Origin of the sequence: Pinirhizobacter sp. (genome assembly GCF_036499745.1) — a bacterium.
GTDB lineage: Bacteria > Pseudomonadota > Gammaproteobacteria > Xanthomonadales > Rhodanobacteraceae > Pinirhizobacter.
The window spans coordinates 1-15,947 of record NZ_DASYDG010000016.1; the positions used below are offsets into that span (position 1 = coordinate 1).

Genomic DNA, 15,947 nt, shown 5'->3' on the forward strand with positions numbered 1-15,947 from the left:
GGAAAGCCCTGGCCGCGTGAGCGCTGGAGCATGCGGCGTCAGGTTCTCTCCGAAGTTCACCGGTGCGTGCCGGGTGAGGCTGGGGGGTGTCGTTTTCGGAACGCTTCCGCAGGAGGGCGAAGCCCGACGAGGACTTAGTGAGGAAAATGACACCCCCCAGCCTCACCTCGCCCCAGCACCCACGCTCTAACGCCCGAGCATGACCGAAAGCATCCGGCGGAAGCGGGCGCCGTACGGGGGGTTGAGCAGGCCTACGCCGTTGAAGCGGGCCTGGCGGAGGATGGGCTTGAGGCGTGAGAAGGTGTCGAAGCCGGCTTTGCCGTGGTAGGCGCCCATGCCTGAGGGGCCGACGCCGCCGAAAGGGAGGTTGTGCTGGGCGATGTGGAACAGTGTGTCATTGATGGTGACGCCGCCGGCGCGGGTGCGGGTGAGTACGTCTTCGATGACGCGACTGTCGTCGGCGAACAGGTATAGCGACAGCGGATGGGGGCGGTCGTTGACGAAGTCGATGGCGTCCTCGATGCGGTCGTAGGGCACGATCGGGAGCAGGGGGCCGAAGATTTCTTCCTGCATCACCGTCATGTCGCCGGTTACGTTGGTGAGTAGGGTGGGTGCGAGTCGGCGCGTGCCTTGTTCGCTGCCGAGCATATGGGCTTTCGCGCCGGCAGCTACCGCTTCGTCACGCCAAGCGCTGAGGCGGTCGAAGTGGCGGTCGTTAACGATCGAGGTGTACTGCGTGTTTTCTGCGATTGAGGGGTAGAACGTCTCCACGCGTCGGGTCACGAGGGTGATGAAATCATCGACCTGATTGCGCGGAAGCAGTACGTAATCGGGCGCGATGCAGGTCTGCCCGGCGTTCACCAGCTTGCCGAAGACGATGCGCTCTACCGCGTGGTCCATGCGTGCGCCGGGACCGATGATGGCGGGGGACTTACCGCCAAGTTCAAGGGTGACGGGCGTGAGGTTGGCCGAAGCCGCGCGCATCACATGCCGGCCCACGGCGGTGGAGCCAGTGAATAGCAGATGGTCGAAGGGCAGGGCGGAGAATGCCGCGGCGACTTCCGCGTCGCCATTGACCACGGCGACTTCATCCGCGCGGAAATAACGGGCGACGAGGTCGGCGAACAGTGCCGAGAATACCGGTGTGAGTTCGGACATCTTCACCATCACGCGGTTGCCTGCTGCCAGCGCATCGGTGATGGGGCCGATGGCCAGGTACAGGGGGTAATTCCAGGGCACGATGATGCCGATCACACCCAGCGCTTGCGGTTGCAGGGCCACGCGCGCGGGCAGGAACCAGAACTCGGCCCAGTGCCGGCGCACGCGCATCCAGCGGCGTACATGTTTACGTGCGTGCTTGATGCCGCCGAGGCTTGGAAACACCTCCAGCAGTGCGGTTTCCTCACTCGAGCGCTGGCCGAAGTCGGCACTGATCGCCGTGGCGATCGCGTCGCGGTTGTCACGCACCAGTGAGGCAAGCCGGTCCAGGCGGTCGCGGCGCGTGGCGCCGTCGGCCGGTGGTTCGTTGCGCTGGGCCGCGCGCATGGTGTCCAGGATCTTTTGCATGGGTGAAAAGCCCGTCGTTTGTCTGGTGCAAATGTTTTACATCAATCCGTGTTCAGAATTTGGCCCGTAGTTCCACGCCCCACATGCGTGGTGGGGTGATGCTGGCGAACGGCGTGCCGAACACCGACGTGCTGATGTTGTTGACGCCGGTGACATACCGGCGGTTGAACACATTGTTGCCGTAGATCGCCGCGCCCCAGGTGCCGCCCTGCGACTGCCAGTCCAGCCGGGCGTCGGTTCGGTTCTGCGCGCTGCCGGTGTTGAAGTTCGGGCTGACTTCGCAATCACCCTGCAGCACCGAATCATCGTTGCAGCGGGATTTGCCGCGATAGGCATGCTGGATGTCGAAGGCCAGGTCGCCGTGCAGCACGCCATGCCAGGTGTAGCCGAATCCCCCTGCGAAGGAAAAAAGCGGCTCGCCGGTGGGCTGGCCGGACAACTTCACGCCATCGGGGGCCACCGTATTGCGGTAGGTGGCGTCGATGTAGGCGACGTTGCCATAGACGCGCATGCCGTCCACGGGTTGCCATTGTGCTTCCAGCTCCACGCCGTGGGCATCCTGGTCGCTGCTGTTGACCAGATAGCGGGGCACGCCGGAGCCCGCGGTATTCGGGTCCAGGGTAAGCGACTGCTTGTTGGTGTAGCGGTAGTAGTAAACCGAACCATTGAGCAGAAGGTGCGCATCTTCAAACACGTTCTTGATGCCTGCTTCGTAGTTCCAGACCTTTTCCGGCTCGAAGCGCGAACCCACCTGCACGCTGTTGTAGCCGCCTGCCTTGTAGCCCTTGGTCACCGATACATAGCCCATGCTCGACGGTGTGAACCGGTAGTCGAGCACGGCGCGTGGGCTTACGTCGGACCAGCTGTCGTGGAAACTCACCGGCACGCCGACCGCGTCGGTGAAGATCAGGTTCTGGCGGAACTGTGCCGGGTCCACGCCGACCGCCGCCAGCAGGCCGAGCGCATCCAGCGTATTGATGGTGTCGTCCAGCGCATCGGCGCGGCGCGGCGCGTTGAACCAGGAGAAATCCTTGGTATCGCGCGTGTAACGCACGCCTGTGGTGAGGTTCATGCGGTCGTTAAGGTGCCAGATCACGTCGCCGTAGGCGGCGTATGACTTGAACCGGCCGACATTGGAGATCTGCTCGGTCCAGGGGTCACCTAGCAGACGGAAGGGCAGGCCCGCGCCTTGCAGCAGGGCGTCGAAGTAGTGGTAGATGGTGCCGTCAGGGGTTCCCGTGGGCACGCCCAGGTTCAGCGCCAGGGTGTCGATGCTGTCGGTGAAGACGTTGGTCTGGCTGGTCTGGCGTGCCTGCTCCTGGTAATAGCTCACGCCCCCTACCCAGTCCGCCACGTCGTTATTGCCGGCAAACTTGAATTCCTGGTACCAACTGTTGTTGTGCTCGATGTTGTCGGTATCCAGGTAGGTCAGGATGCTGTTGGTGCCGTCGTAATCGCCGCGGTTGTGCGTGTCGAAGTTTCGCCACGCGGTGGTGGAGGTAAAGCTTCCGAAGTCCGTCGAGTGATCGATCACCAGGGTGGCACCGTCGAAGCGGCGGCCTTCGCTGGCGTTTACCGCGTCATTGAGCAGCGGCACGTGCAAGGGGTTGCGGTAGGTCGCGGGGTCCGGTGGATACGGCGGCCGGCCATCGGGTGTGGTGGGCAGCGGGGCGATGCCGAAGGAGGGGCTTGGGGGTTGCTTCAGTTCCTCGTGGTCCCAGGTCAGCAGCACCCGGGTATTGCCAGTGACATTCCAACGCCAGGCAGCGCGCGTGCCCCAGTCGTCGTCGCGCCCGTAGTGACGGCCCGTGGCTGCGTCCTTCACCCAGCCGTCGGACTGGTTGTCCAGCACTGAAATGCGGAAGGCCATGTCCTTGCCTGCAGGAATATTCAGCAAGGCATCGACGTAACGCCTGCCGTAGTCGCCAAAGCGAACGCGGGCACGCCCTTCCAGGGTATCGCCTGGTTCGTTGGTGATGATGGAGATCGCACCGCCGGCGGCATTGCGGCCGAACAGGGTGCCTTGCGGCCCTTTCAACACCTCGATTCGTTTGATGTCGTTGAAGGCCAGTAGCGCGCCTCCCGAACGCGCGGCATAGACGCCATCCACATACACGCCCACGGCGGGCTCGGTACCGATGCCGAAGTCGCCGGTACTGATGCCTCGCAACTGGTAGCGGGGTTGCGTCGGCTGATCGCCGCCGACCACGAGGCCCGGCACGAAGAGGCTCATCTTGCTCAGATCCGTCGCCGCCAGCGTATCGATCTGTTTGGCCGTGACGATCTGCAGTGGGATCGGCACCGACTGCATTTCCTGCGTCCGGTTTTGCGCGGTAACAGTGATGTTGCCAAGCTCGGTAGCCCGGCTGGTGTCGGCGGGCTTCGCCGTATCGGCTTCCTGGGCCCAGCTTGCCGTGACGCTGGCGATGCTGGCGGCCAGTACCGCGCAGGTACGGATGCCGGCGCGGCGGTTGATGTGGTTTGCCATCGAATCATCTCCCCCATGATGAAAGCTTCGGTTTATTCCCTGGCGACGCACGCACCTTGTTGTGAAGCGATCCAGGCGCGGATCAGCGCCACCCCCTCCCGGTGGACGGTGCTTCGGCCGATCTCGGGCATCATCACGCCCGGTTCCGACGACGCCATGCGATACGGCAGGATCGACGCATCGGGTTGCCCCGGCACGATGTCGAACATGTGATCACCCGTGCCACGGCCGGCGGCCACGGCTGGCTTGCAGATACCCAGGTGACGGTCGTTACCGACGGTGACGTCGAGTGTGAGCGCGGTGGTGTTGGCGGCGCCCTTCGGGTTGTGGCAATGGCCACAGTTGATATCCAGGTAGGCGCGGGCACGCGCCTGAAGTGGCTGGCGGGTATCCATCCAGTTGGCGTTGCGCGGGATCTGCGCGGCGACAGGCAAGCCCTGCAGGTAGCCCACGCGCGCCAGGTGCGCCAGCTGGTTTTCCCGCCCGTCTGCATAGTCGTAGTCGCGGTTGAGGTGACGGGCCTTCGGCCCGATCGGCGCGATCTGCCGCGTGACCCAGTCACGCGCGTGGCAGCTTGAACACTGGCTTTCATCCGGCACCACGTAGTTGAACGCCTCGCGTGCGCCGGCGTCGTCGAGCAGGGTAAGCGGCAGCACGGCGCCGGTGCGGGCAAGGTTCGCTTCGGTTTGCCCGGCATTCCACACGTAGGGAATGGCGGCCCAGCCCGATGCCCGGCGCACCAGGATGCGCGTCTCGACCAGATGCACGTGGGCAAGATCAAGGCCTGTGCCTGCGAAGTCCCGTGAACTGTCGTACGTGCGCAGCACCGTGCCTTCCGGACCGCCAGCGGCGCGCGGGTAGTAGAACGTCTTGCTGATGACCGTGCCGACCGGGAAGTCGAAGGTCTGCTCAGCGTCGTAGTTGGCGTGGCTGCCTTGCGGCATCCATATCGTGCGCAGCTTGTGCGCATAGTCGGTAAAAAGCGGGGTGGTGAGGTCGTATGGCACCACGCCCTGGTTCAGCACCAGCTTGCCGTCGACCACGGCCACCACATGCCATTCGGACAAGAGCGCCGGACGGCCCTCGGCATGGAAAGTCACTGGAGGCATCTGCCGGTGGCAAGCGGAAATCATCCCGCAGAGCACAAGCAAGAGCACGGTGGCCACGCACCCGCTGAATTTTCGATGCATGCCTTAGCCCTTGCCCAGCTCGATCGCGGGGAGTTTGGGCAGCGTGCATTGATAGGGGCGGGTGTCGGTGCTGGGTTTGTCGTAGTCGTGCGGACCGTCGGCGTTGAGCACACCCACCGGGCCGTTCTGGACGCACAGGCGGTCGGTCGCCGGTGGCAGGCCGTCGACCAGGGTCTTCTCGTCGACAAAACCGTCCCAGAGGATGTCGGGGAAGCGGCCGCCCATGCCGTACACGGCGGTCTTGAGCATTTTCAGCTTCATGCCGTCGGGAGAATCGCCGCCGCCGGTGAAACGGTTGCCGTAGATGAAGATGCCCTTCGGGTAAGGGTTGTAGTTGGGATCCACACCCTTCTTGTTGTAGTAGTTGGTCGAGAAATAGCTGGAGATGATCACGTTCGCCGTCTGGTGATTGACGATGTCGTTGTCGAAGATCTCCACCTTGTCGTTGGAGTTGACCACGACACCGGAGCCTGCCGGAACGCTGGCGACCGCGGCGCCCTTGGCGGCGAAGTTGGCGGTGTTGTTGTCGCGCACCTGGTTCTTGAAAACGCGAGTGGCATGACCGGGCTGCGACAGGTTGGGCATGTTGAACACCAGGATGCCGCCGGTGTTGCCGACGGCCGTGTTTTCATAGACATCCGCGCCGATCGAGTTCTCGATCTCGATGCCTGCCACGTTCGATTGCGCGCGGTTGCGGCGCACGATGATGTTGTTGGACTGGCCCACGTAGATGCCGGCATCGGAGGCGCCGATGGCGACGGAATCCTCGATCAGGGTGTCCTGGGTCTTCACCGGATAAATGCCATAGGCGCCGTTGGTGGTCTTCGGGCCGCCGGTCCATTCCACGCGTACATCGCGGATGGTGATGTGCCGTCCCTGGTTGATCTTCAGCCCGTCGCCCTTGGTGTCCTCGATGGCGAGATGTTCGATGGTGAAGTCGTTGGCATTCACCAGCAGGCCCTCGGGGCCGGTGATCTGGTCCTTGAATGAAAGGACCGTCTTGTCCTTGCCGGCGCCGCGGATGGTGACGCCATCGGTGCGCAGGCTAAGGCCCCGCTTCAGGCTGTAATGCCCGGCGGGGATATCCACCACGCTGCCAGGCTTTGCGTCGAGCAGTTGCTGCTGGAGTTTGGCTTCGAAGCTGTCGCTGGCACTGCTGGTATCGGCTGTTGGTGCCGCGGACTGCCCGCTACAGGCAGCAAGGCCCAGGGCCGTGGCGGCCAGGATAATCGTCGCTCGCATGGAACTCTCCCCGATTCAAACAACTGTTCGTCGCCTGTCCTGCAATCTGCCGCCTGACGGATCGGGGGAGGGAGGGGCGTTGCGCCGACGATGGGGGGAAAATCGGCCAACTCTCGGACTTAAGCGGCGCGACGGGCATCCCGCGGCGGCATGCCGGTCCAGCGTTTGAATGCGCGCCGGAACTCGCGCGGGTCGGCGAAGCCGATCTCCGCGCCCACTTCCGCCACGCTCAGGTGCCCGGCGTAAAGCAGCTCCATGGCCCGCTCGGCACGCAACTGGTCGTGGATATCCCGGAATACCCGGCCACCCTCAGCCAGCCGGCGGCGGAGCGAGCGCTCGCTCATGTTGAGGCAACGGGCGACCTCGGGAAGCCGTGGATGTTCGCGTAGTCGAGAGCGCAGCAGTTGCTCAACGGCCATCACCACTTCGTCGGAACTGGTGCCGTGCGGCAACTCGCGTGTGCAGATGGCCAGCGCCTGTTGCCGGGTGCGTGCGTTGTAGCCGGGAAGGGGTACCTCCAGCCAACGCGCGTCCATCACGATCTGGTTGGCGGGTGCACCAAAACGCAGCTCGCACTGGAAGAAATCCATGTACTGCCGGACGTAGGCTGGACGGGGGTAGGTCAGTTCCAGCCGTAGCGGCCGCAAGGCGGGGCCTACCAACTCCCGCGCCACCGCCAGGCAGCTGGCGAAGAGCTCCTCACAGAGGAACGGCAGCAAGGCGTGTTCGCCGAAGCGTGGCCAGGCCACCAGGGCCGCTTCGCGCGGACCGGGCATGTCGAAACCGATATCCAGCAGCGAGCCGCACACTTTATGGTTTTCGATGCCCACGCGCATGGCATCGCCAAAGGAGGCCGACGTCATCATCGCCAGCCCCAGCAGGCCGAAGCTGCCCAGATTGCCGTCCCGCCCGGCGCGCATGCCCAGTGCCGGGTCGCCGACGGCGAGCAGGGCGCGGCGCAGGACGATGGCGGCCTGCCGGTAGGAGACGCGCGCGTCCGGATCGGCGATCTGGCTGCGATCAAGTGGCAACCCTGCAAACCAGGGTGTGCAATCCACGCCGTCGCGATCGGCAAGGAGGGTGAGCCCAAGCAGCACGTTGGGGGGAATTTCCACCGCCGTATAGCGAGGATCGTCGGCGGGGTTATGGATGCCTGCGATGGATTTCATCGAACCGCTCCCCAGCTGTCCAGGCGCCGATCATGGCACCTGGCAGCGGGGAGGCGTTAACGCATCGCAACATCTTGCCGGCAAACTCACCGCGAATAAGCCTTGAGGGGTTGCAACTGATACTTACCCGATGGGCATTCGCCTACCAACCCTTCGTCATCTGCCGGCAGCGCATGAGCATCTCTGTCTCGTCTAATGATTCCGCGCCCGAGCCGGGCGCATCACGGACTGACTGATGAAAGCGAAACAAACACTACTCATTGCCGGACTGCTCGCCATCACCGCCCTACCCACGGCGGCACAGATCAATCCCACCGTAAAAGGCGTCGTCGAATCCATTCGCATTGGCGATGACGATGGCGGCGCCAGTATCGTCGTTAAGCTGGACGGGCAGCCGGATCGGGAATGGAAGTTGCATGGAGGCCGCAATCTTAACGATGCCCCGGGCATGGGTATCCTGCAGCTGCTGACGTTGTCACACACAACGGGCACAAACGTTACTTTGAGGTGCATCGATGATTGCGGCACCTTCATGTTCGACACCGTCACGCTGAACTAGCTGGCTGAACTAATTGAACAGGCTGGGCATGGCGCCGCGGGATCTTCTGCCCCGTGTTCGCCATGCCCAGCCAGATTACTCACCTATCGTCAGCAACGAGGCGTTGCCGCCCGCGGCAGTAGTGTTGATGGTGAGCGTGCGTTCGTTGGCGAAGCGCAACAGGTAATGCGGGCCGCCGGCCTTGGGGCCGGTGCCGGACAGGGCCTCGCCGCCGAAGGGCTGCACGCCCACTACCGCGCCGATCTGGTTCCGGTTGACGTAACAGTTGCCTACCCGCGCATGCGACTGGATGTAATTCACCGTGTCGTCGATGCGGCTGTGGATACCAAGGGTGAGGCCGTAGCCGGTGGCGTTGATCTGATCCACGACCTTGTCCAGTTCATCCGCTTTCCAGCGGATCACATGCAGCACCGGGCCGAACACCTCGCGGGTGAGCTGGGCGAGTGATTTCAGTTCGTAGGCGCGCGGGGCGAAATAGGTACCGTTGCCGGTAGAAGCGGGGAGCGCGACTTCGGCGATCCTGCGGGCTTCGGCATCCATGCGGGCGGCGTGGTCGACCAGGATCTTTTTTGCATCTTCGTCGATCACCGGACCTACGTCGGTGGAAAGCTGGCCCGGATCACCCACGGTGAGTTCGGCCATGGCGCCGGCGAGCATCGACATCACCTTGTCGGCGATGTCGTCCTGCACGAACAGCACGCGGGCCGCCGAACAACGCTGGCCGGCCGACTGGAACGCCGAGGCGATCACGTCCTTGACGATCTGCTCAGGCAGCGCCGACGAATCGGCGATCATCGCGTTCTGGCCGCCGGTCTCGGCGATCAGCGCCGCGATCGGGGCATTGCGCGCGGCCAGTGCGCGATTGATGGCCCAGGCAGTGTCGGTGGAGCCGGTAAAGGCCACGCCAGCCACGCGGGGATCGCGGGTGAGGGCGGCACCGACCGTGGCGCCATCGCCTGGAAGGTATTGCAGCACATCGCGCGGCACGCCGGCTTCGTGCAACAACTTGACCGCCTCATGGCCGATCAGCGATGTCTGCTCGGCGGGCTTGGCGATCACCGAATTACCGGCGGCCAGGGCGGCGCTCACCTGGCCAAGGAAGATCGCCAGCGGGAAATTCCAGGGGCTGATGCAGACGAACACACCGCGGCCATGCAGGGACAGCTGGTTGCTTTCGCCGGTGGGGCCGGGCAGTTGTTCGGGATGGCCGAACAGGCGGCGCGCCATGGTCGCGTAATAGCGCAGGAAATCCGCTGCCTCGCGGATTTCCGCGATAGCGTCGGGCAGGCTCTTGCCGGCCTCGCGCACGCACAGTGCGATGAACTCGCCGCGACGGGTTTCCAGTTGCTCGGCAGCGTGTTCCAGGATCGCCGCGCGGCTGGCGGCTGGCAGACGGTCCCAGCCTGGTTGCGCGGCAACGGCGTTGGCCAGGGCCTTTTCGACGGTGGCGTCGGTAGCGTTGCTTACCGTGCCCACCACGCGGCGGCGATCCGATGGGTCAGTGACATCCACGGCGGCGCCCGGAGCCGCGGCGCCCGGTACCAGCGGCGCGGCATGCCATGGGCCGGCCTGCGTGTGGATGGATTCGGCCAGCGCCTTCAGTTCGTTATCGTTCGCAAAGTTCATGCCCATGGAATTCTTCCGAAGTTCACCGTAGAGGTTCACCGGCTGCGGGATGCGCGGGTGGGGAATGGAGGCGAAAGCGCGGACGATTTCGCAAGGATCAGCGACCAGGTCGCGGACGGGCACGCTTTCGTCGACCACGCGGTTGACGAAGCTGGTGTTGGCGCCGTTTTCCAGCAGGCGGCGCACCAGGTAGGGCAGGAGATCCTCGTGCGTGCCCACCGGTGCGTACACGCGACAGGGGACGTTGAGCTTGTCCTTGCCGATCACCTCGGCGTAGAGGTCCGCGCCCATGCCGTGCAGGCGCTGGTTCTCGTAGGCACGGCCACGCGACATGTGGTGGATGGCGGCGATGGTGTGCGCATTGTGCGTGGCGAACTGCGGGTACACCGCGTCGGCGCCGGCGGCGAACAGGCGTTCCGCACAGGCCAGGTACGACACATCGGTATTGGGCTTGCGCGTATACACCGGGTAGCCGCCCAGGCCGCCCTCCTGCGCGCGCTTGACCTCGGCGTCCCAATAGGCGCCCTTCACCAGGCGCACGTACCAGCGGCGGCCGGCTTCAAGGGCTTTCTCGGTGACCCAGTCGATCACGAACGGTGCGCGTTTCTGGTAGGCCTGGATCACCAGCCCTAAACCATTCCAGCCTTCCAGCGACGGGTGGGCGAAGACATCGCCGACGATGTCCAGCGACAGCTCCAGCCGGTCGGTTTCCTCGGCATCCACCGACAGGGCGATGCCGTTCTTCATGGCCAGCTGTGAAAGCTCGAGCAGCTTTACAGTGAGCTCGCGGCGGGCACGCTCGCGGTTGGCCACCTCGTATCGCGGATGCAACGCCGACAGCTTGACCGAAATCGAGGGGGCTTCGAGATTGCTGGCGAACGGCCCGCGCGAGCCGATCGCATTGATCGCGTCGCGGTAATCCTGCTGGTAGCGCTCCGCAGTTTCTTGCGTCAGCGCGGACTCGCCCAGCATGTCGTACGAATAGCGATAGACGGCGTGTTCTTTTTCGGCCGAACGATCCAGCGCCTCACCGATGGTGCGGCCCATCACGAACTGGTGGCCCATGATGCGCATGGCCTGGCGCACGGCCAGGCGGATCACCGGCTCACCGGCCCGGCCTACCAGGCGGCGCAGGGCGCTGGTGAAGTCGTGGCGGGTTTCCTCGGCCAGGCTCACCAGGTGGCCTGTGAGCATCAGCCCCCAGGTGGAGGCGTTGACGAACAGTGATTCGCTCTGGCCCAGGTGTTTCTTCCAGTTAGCCTCGCCGAGCTTGTCGCGGATGAGCTTGTCGGCGGTGGTCTTGTCCGGGATGCGCAGCAGGGCTTCGGCCACGCACATCAGCAGCACGCCTTCCTCGGAGGAAAGATCGTACTGGCGCATGAAGCTTTCGACGGCAGACTGGTCCTTGGCGCGGGCGCGGACCCGGGTTACCAGCCCCGCGGCCACGTCGATCACCTGTTCGCGCTCGACCGGCGGCAGGGTGGCCTGGGCCAGCAGGTCGTTCACGGCCTCGGTTTCATCGCGAAGCCAGGCCGCGGTGATGCGCGCGCGCGCGGGACTGGCGGTGCCGGGCAGGTCGACGCTCAGGATGGGTTCGTTCACGGCGTGGGAGCTTCAGTGGGAAGGGGATCAGCCGCGCATTGTACGCGCCGGCTGTGGGTGGCCGCTTACGACGGCCGCCCGCGCCGGGACGGTCACCGGACGCCCACGCATGCGCCCCGCGGGCTTCACGCACCGGGGCATAAATTACTGCTTGAGGCAAATTGCCGCATGTCGCAACGTTGCCGGCGCCGTTCCCGATACACGTCAACCTTGCCGGTTACACCCCCAGCGGCCTATCATTCCGCTGTTCCGAGGGACAGGTGCTCCCATGGTCGTGCTCCGTCCAGCCATCGCTGGCTTGCCGCGCGTTGTTTGGCTCCGGCCCAACCGCGCGCTCAGTCGGCGTGGTTTGCATCGGTTGTCGTGGTCGCTGGCTGCCCTGTCCATTTCGGTCGCCTGTATCTGTGCGTGGCAGGGCAACGTGTTCGCCCCGGTTTTCGCGCTGCTGGAGTCCGTGGCGGTGGCATCGCTGCTGGGCCTGGCCTGGCGCGCGGGTGGCCATGGCGAGCGGATCGTGGTGGAAGGCGACAAGCTGGAAGTGCAATGGCTGCCCGGACGGCGCCGTGCCTCCTTCCAGCCGTACTGGGTTCGTGTCCGGCTGCTGCCGGGCAATGGGAGACAACGGCTCGTGCTCAAGTCGCACGGCCGCGAGCTTGAAATCGGCGCTTTCCTCGGGGAAGAGGAAAAAGTCGAAGCGTCACGGAAACTCATGGTGTTGCTGGCGGAAATCAACGACCAGCCGCGCAGGTAGGTTCAATAAAGGTGCAAGACATGACATCTGGCGGCATCAGGCGTTCGATGAAGGCAGTGGCCACGACGGCCCTCGCCCTGTTTGGCGGGGCGGTGTGGGCGAATCCCCAGCCGGACCAGTTGAACCTCACCAAGGGCGTCACGACATGGTCGGGCGAGCCTTATTTCCTAAACAACGTGGCCTTCGGCGTATGTGTCGTGATCGGCATCGTCGTCTTCGGCGCGATGTTCATCTCGATGTTCAAGTTCCGCAAGTCGCGCGGTGCCGTGGCCGAAAAGTGGACCCACAACACCAAGCTCGAAGCGCTGTGGACGGGTGTGCCGATCATCATCCTGATCGTGCTGGCCAAGCTTGCCACCGGTGGCCTGGTCAGCTTCGCCGACACCACCGGTTCGGAAATGACCGTCAAGGTCACCGGTTACCAGTGGAAGTGGCGCTACGACTACATCGATTACCAGGGCAAGGCGGTAGAGAAGGTCGGCTTCATGTCCAAGCTCGACGGTCGCAGCGACCGTACCCGCCAGCTGGGCTCCGGCATGGATCCGGGCAAGGTGCAGGTGGATGGCTATAACACCTACCTGCTCGACGTCGACCACCCGCTGGTGCTGCCCGTCAACACCAAGGTGCGCTTCGTCATTACCGGCGGCGACGTCATCCACTCCTGGTGGGTGCCCGCGCTGGGCTGGAAGATGGATGCCATCCCCGGCGTGATCAACTCCGCCTGGACCAACATCAAGGAGCCTGGCGTCTACCGCGGGCAGTGCGCCGAGTTGTGCGGCCAGGACCACGGCTTCATGCCGATCGTGGTCAAGGCCGTGCCCAAGGCCGAATTCGAACAGTGGCTGGCCACCCAGCAGGACGAGGCGAAACTGCAGAAGGCTTCGCAGACCGCCCAGACCGCACAGCCCGCTCCCGCGCCCAAGGGCCAGGGTTAATCCGTACACGCATTGCAGGTAGAGGTTTAGGCCATGGCCCACGCAGCCCACGACCAACACGATCACCACGACCACGAGCATCACGGTCCGCCGAGGAACTTCATCGAGCGGTGGGTGTTCTCCACCAACCATAAGGACATCGGTACCCTGTACCTGGTGTTCGCGCTCACCATGTTCTTTATCGGCGGCAGCTTCGCCATGGTGATCCGCGCCGAGCTCTTCAAGCCCGGCCTGCAGCTGGTGCAGCCTTATTTCTTCAATGAAATGACCACGCTGCATGCGCTGGTGATGATTTTCGGCGCGATCATGCCGGCCTTCGTCGGCCTGGCCAACTGGATGATCCCGCTGATGGTGGGCGCGCCGGACATGGCGCTGCCGCGCATGAACAACCTGTCGTTCTGGCTCATGCCGTTCGCCTTCTGCGTGCTGCTGTCCACCCTGTTCATGCCCGGTGGCGGCCCCGCCGGTGGCTGGACCATGTACCCACCGCTGTCGCTGCAGGGTGAGTCGATCGCCTACACGATATTCGCGATCCACCTGATGGGCATCTCCTCCATCATGGGCGCGATCAACATCATCGCCACCATCCTGAACATGCGCGCCCCCGGCATGGATCTGTTGAAGATGCCGGTGTTCGTGTGGAGCTGGCTGATCACCGCCTTCCTGCTGATCGCGGTCATGCCGGTACTGGCCGGCGCCGTGACGATGCTGCTCACCGATAAATACTTCGGCACCAACTTCTTCAACGCCGCCGGCGGCGGCGATCCGATCCTGTACCAGCACATCTTCTGGTTCTTCGGGCACCCGGAGGTCTACATCATGATCCTGCCGGCGTTCGGCATCGTGTCGGAGATCATCCCGACCTTCGCCCGCAAGCCGATCTTCGGCTACAAGGCGATGGTGTTCGCGATTGCCTCGATCGCCTTCCTCTCGTTCATCGTCTGGGCGCACCACATGTTCGCCGTGGGCCTGCCGATGGGCGCGGAGATCTTCTTCATGTACGCCACCATGCTGATCGCGGTGCCGACCGGCGTGAAGGTGTTCAACTGGGTCACCACCATGTGGGGCGGCTCGCTGACCTTCGAAACGCCGATGCTGTTCTCCATCGCGTTCGTCATCCTGTTCACCATCGGCGGCTTCTCGGGCCTGATGCTTGCCCTTGCCCCGGCCGACTTCCAGTACCACGACACCTATTTCGTGGTGGCGCACTTCCACTACGTGCTGGTAACGGGCGCTGCCTTCGCGATCATCGCCGCGGCCTATTACTGGATCCCGAAGTGGTCGGGCAACATGTACAACGAGACCTGGGGCAAGATCCATTTCTGGTCCAGCGTGATCTCGGTGAACGTGCTGTTCTTCCCGCAGCACTTCCTGGGCCTGGCCGGCATGCCGCGCCGCATCCCCGATTACAACGTCGCGTTCGCCAACTTCAACATGATCAGCTCCATCGGCGGCTTCTGGTTCGGTGCCTCGCAGCTGATCTTCCTGGGCGTGATAATCCACACCGTGTTCTTTGCCAAGAAGAAGTCGCCCGATCGTTCGTGGGAAGGCGCCAAGGGCCTGGAATGGACGGTGCCTTCGCCGGCTCCCCACCATACCTTCGCCGTGCCGCCGGTGATCAACGACGATGAACTGGCCCACGGCCACGTCGACCATTGATCTTGTGAACGCCCATACACACCAGCAGGAAGCGGAATTCCAGGCGCGCCGCAAGCGCGCCCGGCGCACCGCCTGGATCGTCGGCGGCATTGCCATCGCGATCTTCCTGCTGTCGATTTTGCAGATGCTCAACGTTTGAGCGTAAAAACAAGCTATCCACGGGAACACACCATGGGTCACCAGCAAGACGACGTCTACTACGTACCGAAGAACAGCTACTGGCCGATCGTCGCGGCCATTGCCATGTTCACCACTGTCTACGGTGCGGCCCACTGGCTCAACGCACAGCCCGGCGAAGCCGGTCTGGGCAAAAGCATGTTCTGGACCGGTGTGGCCCTGGTGCTGTTCATGTTCTTCGGCTGGTTCCGCTCGGTCATCCATGAATCGCGCGCCGGCAGCTACAACGACCAGGTGGATCGTTCTTTCCGCATGGGCATGTTGTGGTTCATCTTCTCCGAAGTGATGTTCTTCGGTGCCTTCTTCGGTGCCCTGTTCTACGCCCGCATGTTCTCCTTGCCCTGGCTGGGCGGCGAAGGCCATGGCGTACTTACCCACCAGTTCCTGTGGTCGAACTACACGGCAGCCTGGGGAGCCGGCGGCGGCGGTGGTCCGGAAGCCATCGGCGGCGCCTTCCAGACGATCCCGGCTTGGGGCCTGCCCCTGCTGAACACGCTGATCCTGCTGTCATCAGGCGTTACCATCACCATCGCCCACCACGCCCTGCGTGGCGGACGCCGCGGCCAGCTGCTGCTGTTCCTGGGCCTTACCGTGCTGCTGGGCAGCCTCTTCCTGTTCTGCCAGTCGCACGAGTACATGGAGGCCTACACGCACTTCAACCTCACGCTGCACAGCGGCGTGTACGGTGCCACGTTCTTCATGCTCACCGGCTTCCACGGCATGCACGTGACCCTGGGCACCATCATGCTGGCGATCATCTGGTTGCGCTGCGCCAAGGGCCACTTCACCCGCGACCACCACTTCGGCTTCGAAGCCGTCGCCTGGTACTGGCACTTCGTCGACGTGGTCTGGCTCGCCCTGTTCATGTTCGTCTACGTCCTCTAAGGGCGGTGAGGGGAGGGAGCCGTCGGGCGCCACCCCGGTCACTAAGTCCTCGTCGGGCTTTGCCCTCCTGCGGAAGCGTTCCCAGGGTGGCGCCCGAC

12 protein-coding genes are annotated in these 15,947 nt (G+C 64.0%); 6 read left to right on the plus strand and 6 right to left on the minus strand.

The annotated features are described in order from the left end of the window. Window positions 1-186: 186 nt before the first annotated feature. From VGM61_RS05900 to VGM61_RS05920, 5 genes are all read right to left on the minus strand, one after another. Window positions 187-1,566 (minus strand): coniferyl aldehyde dehydrogenase, encoded by a 1,380-nt coding sequence (locus tag VGM61_RS05900; RefSeq protein ID WP_331521811.1) that lies wholly within the window; start codon window positions 1,564-1,566, stop codon window positions 187-189. A gap of 52 nt (window positions 1,567-1,618) precedes the next feature. After that, window positions 1,619-4,054: a TonB-dependent receptor gene (locus VGM61_RS05905; protein ID WP_331521812.1), complete on the minus strand. Its 2,436-nt coding sequence runs from the start codon at window positions 4,052-4,054 to the stop codon at window positions 1,619-1,621. Window positions 4,055-4,086: 32 nt separating this feature from the next. Further along, entirely contained in the window at window positions 4,087-5,244 is a 1,158-nt protein-coding gene (locus VGM61_RS05910) for an SO2930 family diheme c-type cytochrome (protein ID WP_331521813.1), read from the minus strand. Window positions 5,245-5,247: 3 nt separating this feature from the next. Continuing rightward, window positions 5,248-6,486 carry a parallel beta-helix domain-containing protein gene (locus VGM61_RS05915; protein WP_331521814.1) on the minus strand — a complete coding sequence of 413 codons (1,239 nt, stop codon included), beginning with the start codon at window positions 6,484-6,486 and terminating at the stop codon, window positions 5,248-5,250. 119 nt (window positions 6,487-6,605) lie between these two features. Further along, a complete protein-coding gene (locus VGM61_RS05920) occupies window positions 6,606-7,655 on the minus strand; it encodes an AraC family transcriptional regulator (protein WP_331521815.1) in 1,050 nt (349 codons plus the stop codon). Window positions 7,656-7,890: 235 nt separating this feature from the next. Between VGM61_RS05920 and VGM61_RS05925 the strand changes: the two genes are divergently transcribed. Continuing rightward, on the plus strand, window positions 7,891-8,214 hold the full coding sequence (locus tag VGM61_RS05925) for a hypothetical protein (RefSeq protein WP_331521816.1): 324 nt from the start codon (window positions 7,891-7,893) through the stop codon (window positions 8,212-8,214). A 75-nt stretch (window positions 8,215-8,289) separates the two neighbouring features. Here the strand turns inward: VGM61_RS05925 and putA are convergent, their stop codons facing one another. After that, window positions 8,290-11,442, minus strand: coding sequence for a bifunctional proline dehydrogenase/L-glutamate gamma-semialdehyde dehydrogenase PutA (gene putA / locus VGM61_RS05930; RefSeq protein WP_331521817.1), 3,153 nt, complete (start codon window positions 11,440-11,442; stop codon window positions 8,290-8,292). 268 nt (window positions 11,443-11,710) lie between these two features. On the opposite strand from putA, the gene VGM61_RS05935 reads away from it, so the two are divergent. From VGM61_RS05935 to VGM61_RS05955, 5 genes are read left to right on the plus strand one after another with little or no spacing between them, the layout of a single operon-like run. Continuing rightward, the gene (locus VGM61_RS05935) at window positions 11,711-12,193 is read left to right on the plus strand and encodes a DUF2244 domain-containing protein (RefSeq protein WP_331521818.1); all 483 of its coding nucleotides are present in this window, start codon (window positions 11,711-11,713) and stop codon (window positions 12,191-12,193) included. Window positions 12,194-12,213: 20 nt separating this feature from the next. Next, window positions 12,214-13,128, plus strand: coding sequence for a cytochrome c oxidase subunit II (gene coxB / locus VGM61_RS05940; protein WP_331521819.1), 915 nt, complete (start codon window positions 12,214-12,216; stop codon window positions 13,126-13,128). 33 nt (window positions 13,129-13,161) lie between these two features. Further along, a complete protein-coding gene (gene ctaD / locus VGM61_RS05945; protein WP_331521820.1) occupies window positions 13,162-14,787 on the plus strand; it encodes a cytochrome c oxidase subunit I in 1,626 nt (541 codons plus the stop codon). Beyond that, entirely contained in the window at window positions 14,756-14,926 is a 171-nt protein-coding gene (locus VGM61_RS05950; protein ID WP_331521821.1) for a hypothetical protein, read from the plus strand. The genes ctaD and VGM61_RS05950 overlap by 32 nt, the downstream gene beginning before the upstream one ends. Before the next feature lie 32 nt (window positions 14,927-14,958). Beyond that, window positions 14,959-15,849 carry a cytochrome c oxidase subunit 3 gene (locus VGM61_RS05955; protein WP_331521822.1) on the plus strand — a complete coding sequence of 297 codons (891 nt, stop codon included), beginning with the start codon at window positions 14,959-14,961 and terminating at the stop codon, window positions 15,847-15,849. The last annotated feature ends 98 nt before the right edge of the window (window positions 15,850-15,947 follow it).